Raw genomic sequence first — 3,996 nt, forward strand, 5'->3', positions numbered from 1 at the left:
TCATAACTATATGCTGCTGGCATTCAACCTCCTTATCATCATCTATCCTTATCCTATCACATCCGGACTTTTATGGAAAGAGCTATACAACTGGCATTAAGCATAAGAGATAAATTTTTATCTCCAGATCAGGGAATGTGTAATCAAACTCAAGGAGGAGTAAACGAATATCAATTAACAGAAAAAGCTAAAAAAGAACATATACCTAATTCCTCGATGAGTTCCCCTAATATTGCAAGCATACATTCATTGAATGCTCAGAGAGTAGCCTAAAGTAGGCTCTTAGCATAAAGCACCAGCTCCTCTTTTGTTAAAGTGTAGGAGCTATCTTCCCAGTGTTGTCTTAGCAATTCCAAATTTCTACCTAAATTTTTTCCTGGCTGGTAACCTATACTTATTAAATCATCGCCAGATAAAGGAAATTTTGGAATATTGAATGTATTAGCAAATGAAATGTATTTGTCAATATTTTCTCCAGACTCAATGCCACAAATTTTCACTAAATTACAATATAGTTCCCTACCAAATAAAGATATGTATTTTTTTTGCTCTTTTTCTGAGAGTTCTGTTTTGATATCGTTGGATAGTAAAAATAGCAGCTTTTTCTTTTGCTTGTTTGAAAGACGTAAAAATTTGCTTACATATTCTCCAAGACTTAGCCTGTCATTTTTTTTAGTAGTCCTAAGGAGTAACACTAATTTTACTAGTGCATCAGTGCCCAAAAGAAGTGGCGAAGACAGAATTTCGCATTTTACTTCTTTTGGGATAATCTTTTGCAAAACATCAGATTCTTGCATGCTCTTAAGTGTTGGAAAAGGATCATTGCACTCCAGCAATTTAAGTATTTCATCTCTTATTCTCTCTCCAGAGAGGTTTTGAATCATATGCGAATGCTTTTTGCATACGCTTAGTATTTCATCACTCAAACCTCCAACACATATTTTTGCATGAAAACGAAATGCTCTTAAAATACGTAGATAGTCTTCTTTAATTCTATCTTCAGCGTTGCCTATAAAGTTTAACCTTCGCGCTTTTAAGTCCTCTATACCACCAAAGTAGTCATATATATGGCCATGCTTATCTGCATACAGAGCATTAAATGTAAAGTCGCGCCTTGAAGCATCCGCTTGCCAATTATTGGTAAATTCTACTTTTGCATGCCTACCATCACATTTCACATCATGCCTTAGTGTTGTGATCTCAAAAGATCTTTGATTTAGAACCGCAGTGATAGTTCCATGTTTTAAGCCAGTTGGAATAGTTTTTATATTACGGAGTTTTAGCGCTTTAATCGTTTGATTGGAAAGCAAATTAGTAGCTAAATCGATGTCGTGGACATCACGCTGCAAAATTGAGTCTCTCACACACCCGCCGACAAGCCTAGCCTCACCACCAAATTCCTCTATGGCATCAATAATTAAACTAGTCTCATGGTCAACTTGCATTTAGGTTAGTACGTACTGCAAGTTCATATTATATGAAATGCTTGCAAAAGCCCTATATAAAAATATACAGGGCTATGAAGATTTATTTTACACTTTCAATTGTGATATTTGTTGTTGATGAAATGTTTTTTCTGTTCTTGATTCCTCCATACTACATCTTGGTGAGCTTGAAGGGTTTTGCTTCTCAGAGCGCTCTATGCGCTGCTTTATATCACTAACGCACTGCTCTACAACATCACAAATTTTTCCATCAGCATTTTCTGTCAATAACTCATCAAATCTCTTCTCAACCTCTGCTCTCTTAGAGATATCCTTTGAAAGGTTACAATACTCCAAAATTTCATCTAATTGAAGTTTTTTTGCTAATAGAAAGTCTTCTTGCTCTTATTTTGCTAAACTTTTATTTCTATCAAGCAATGGTTCAAAATGAGCATAGCCTTTGTTTATTACATGCACAATACTACTATCATCATAATCAACTTTATTGTGTTCACCTGCATTTTTTGAACCTGAATTGTCTATTAATTGATGCAAAGACAGATCTTGGTTATCAACAGTCTGGTTCTCTATAACATGCAATTTTACATCATACTTCTGACAAAGTATTCTGCCTTCAACGTCAGGATCACCCCACCTATCGTTACGCATAATGTTTGCTGTATAATCATCTACAGTTTCACTACGGTGCTGGCCATTGTTATCATGACTATTGACAATTGCATTTGTAAACCACTTTGGTGGATTCTTTTGTGCAAATTCCCTACAATCATTTCTTAATTTTTCGACAGTAACTTGCTCTCCTTTCTGTTGTTCTAGACTTTGTCTGAACGAGTCAAAAAAGCAGCTTCCATTACCAATTGCTTGTCCTACATGGAAATTGTCAGGGTAAGGATTACTATTTAAAAGAGTTATTTCTTGCCCTGAGATCCTGGGCCTTTTTATTCCAACCTCAACATCATGAAAGTCACTTGGTAGTTTCCGTTTCTTAGCTGTAGTCATAGTTTTTACCTTAATTTAAGCTATATACCAACAAGATTGCAACTAACTAGGTATAGCAGAAATTTTTAAATTATGCAATAGTTATAATTTTACATAGCAAATATGAGCTTTAACTGCGGTATAGTTGGGTTACCAAACATAGGAAAATCAACCTTATTTAATGCACTTACAGAGTCAAGTACAGCCGAAGCTGCAAATTATCCTTTCTGCACAATTGAGCCAAATATAGGCAAGATTTCGATAAAAGATCAGCGTTTGAAACAAATCGCAGCAATTGCAGGCTCAGAGAAGATAATTTATAATCAATTAGAAGTTGTAGATATTGCAGGTCTGGTAAAGGGTGCGAGCAAAGGTGAAGGGCTCGGCAATAAATTTTTAAGCCATATCAGAGAAGTTGATGCTATCGTTCATCTGCTCAGGTGCTTTACGGATGACGATATCAGCCATGTACACAGTAAAATAGATCCAATATCAGATGCTGAAGTGGTAGAAATGGAATTAATCCTAGCTGATATTGATAGCATAGAAAAAAGGCTTCCTCAATTGGAAAAGAAAGCAAAGCAAGGTGATAAAGAGCTAAAGAGACAACTTGAATTAATGCAAGAGGTATTAGCTACTTTAAAATTAGGTAAACCTGCAAGAAGTTTGGAGAATATCGATGAAGATGAGATGAAGTCGCTTCAATTGCTGACAACAAAGCCCGTTATGTACGTTTGCAATGTTGAAGATACAAATGTTATAACTGGCAATGAATTATCTAAAAAGGTAGAGAGAATGGCGGAGGAAAATAAAAGCAAATTTTATTGCATTTCAGCAAAACTCGAAGCAGATATTGCAAATCTTGATAGTGAAGAGGAAAAACAGAGTTTTTTATCAGAATTTGGCTTACAAGAATCAGGCCTTGATGGAGTAGCGCGTATTATGTATGAAGTGCTGAGTATGATAACTTTCTTTACTGTGGGCCCCAAAGAAGCACGGGCATGGCCAGTAAAAATAGGGTCAACAGCCGATAAAGCAGCAGGTGTAATCCACACTGATTTTGAGAAAGGCTTTATAAAAGCAGAGACAATAAGCTTTGCAGACTACATAAAGTATGGAAGTGAACCGGCTTGTAAAGACGCAGGAAAAATTCGCTTTGAAGGCAGAGATTACATCGTGCAAGATGGTGATATAATGCACTTTAGGTTTAATGTGTAGTTTATTATGCAGCCACTTATTTAAAGTTAAGTTTTCTGGATCCAAGTAGTCAGGGCACTGGGATGACAAGAAAGGGAGCACTGGAATTTTTGTTTCAATATTTGTACATTAGCCATGCATCTGAACAGATACCTCCCCTAAACGGATACACTGTAGAAAGAGAGTTTCTTCTCCCCAGTAAAGACTAGATTCCAGACTGGAATGACAGCAGTCCTACGTCATACCGCGATTCATTCCATAGCTGTACGAACATTCATTTTTGAAGGTATAGCTCTTTCCATAAAAGTCCGGATGTGATAGGATAAGGATAGATGATGATAAGGAGGTTGAATGCCAGCAGCATATAGTTATGATT

General features: G+C 36.2%; 5 protein-coding genes. 2 read left to right on the top strand and 3 right to left on the bottom strand.

What is annotated here, in order from left to right; all coding sequences use genetic code 11:
* Positions 1 to 72 precede the first annotated feature (72 nt).
* A complete protein-coding gene (locus tag OZD66_RS00410) occupies positions 73 to 273 on the top strand; it encodes a hypothetical protein (RefSeq protein ID WP_259348511.1) in 201 nt (66 codons plus the stop codon).
* Here the strand turns inward: OZD66_RS00410 and OZD66_RS00415 are convergent.
* The 3 genes from OZD66_RS00415 to OZD66_RS00425 form a co-directional block, all read right to left on the bottom strand.
* Entirely contained in the window at positions 270 to 1,445 is a 1,176-nt protein-coding gene (locus OZD66_RS00415) for a CCA tRNA nucleotidyltransferase (protein ID WP_182366881.1), read from the bottom strand. The genes OZD66_RS00410 and OZD66_RS00415 overlap by 4 nt on opposite strands.
* A gap of 87 nt (positions 1,446 to 1,532) precedes the next feature.
* Complete coding sequence (locus tag OZD66_RS00420) at positions 1,533 to 1,781, bottom strand: hypothetical protein (protein ID WP_259348510.1); 249 nt, start codon at positions 1,779 to 1,781, stop codon at positions 1,533 to 1,535.
* A 48-nt stretch (positions 1,782 to 1,829) separates the two neighbouring features.
* Positions 1,830 to 2,444: an OTU domain-containing protein gene (locus OZD66_RS00425; RefSeq protein ID WP_259348509.1), complete on the bottom strand. Its 615-nt coding sequence runs from the start codon at positions 2,442 to 2,444 to the stop codon at positions 1,830 to 1,832.
* A 102-nt stretch (positions 2,445 to 2,546) separates the two neighbouring features.
* On the opposite strand from OZD66_RS00425, the gene ychF reads away from it, so the two are divergent.
* On the top strand, positions 2,547 to 3,641 hold the full coding sequence (gene ychF, locus OZD66_RS00430; RefSeq protein WP_182366879.1) for a redox-regulated ATPase YchF: 1,095 nt from the start codon (positions 2,547 to 2,549) through the stop codon (positions 3,639 to 3,641).
* The last annotated feature ends 355 nt before the right edge of the window (positions 3,642 to 3,996 follow it).

This window comes from Wolbachia endosymbiont of Drosophila baimaii (genome assembly GCF_028982185.1).
Classification (GTDB): Bacteria; Pseudomonadota; Alphaproteobacteria; order Rickettsiales; family Anaplasmataceae; genus Wolbachia; species Wolbachia pipientis.

Excerpts from the sequence above, each read along its gene's own strand:
- OZD66_RS00415 (WP_182366881.1), bottom strand. The coding sequence starts at position 1,445 with ATGCAAGTTGACCATGAGACTAGTTTAATTATTGATGCCATAGAGGAA.
- OZD66_RS00425 (WP_259348509.1), bottom strand. The coding sequence starts at position 2,444 with ATGACTACAGCTAAGAAACGGAAACTACCAAGTGACTTTCATGATGTT.
- OZD66_RS00410 (WP_259348511.1), top strand. The coding sequence starts at position 73 with ATGGAAAGAGCTATACAACTGGCATTAAGCATAAGAGATAAATTTTTA.
- ychF (WP_182366879.1), top strand. The coding sequence starts at position 2,547 with ATGAGCTTTAACTGCGGTATAGTTGGGTTACCAAACATAGGAAAATCA.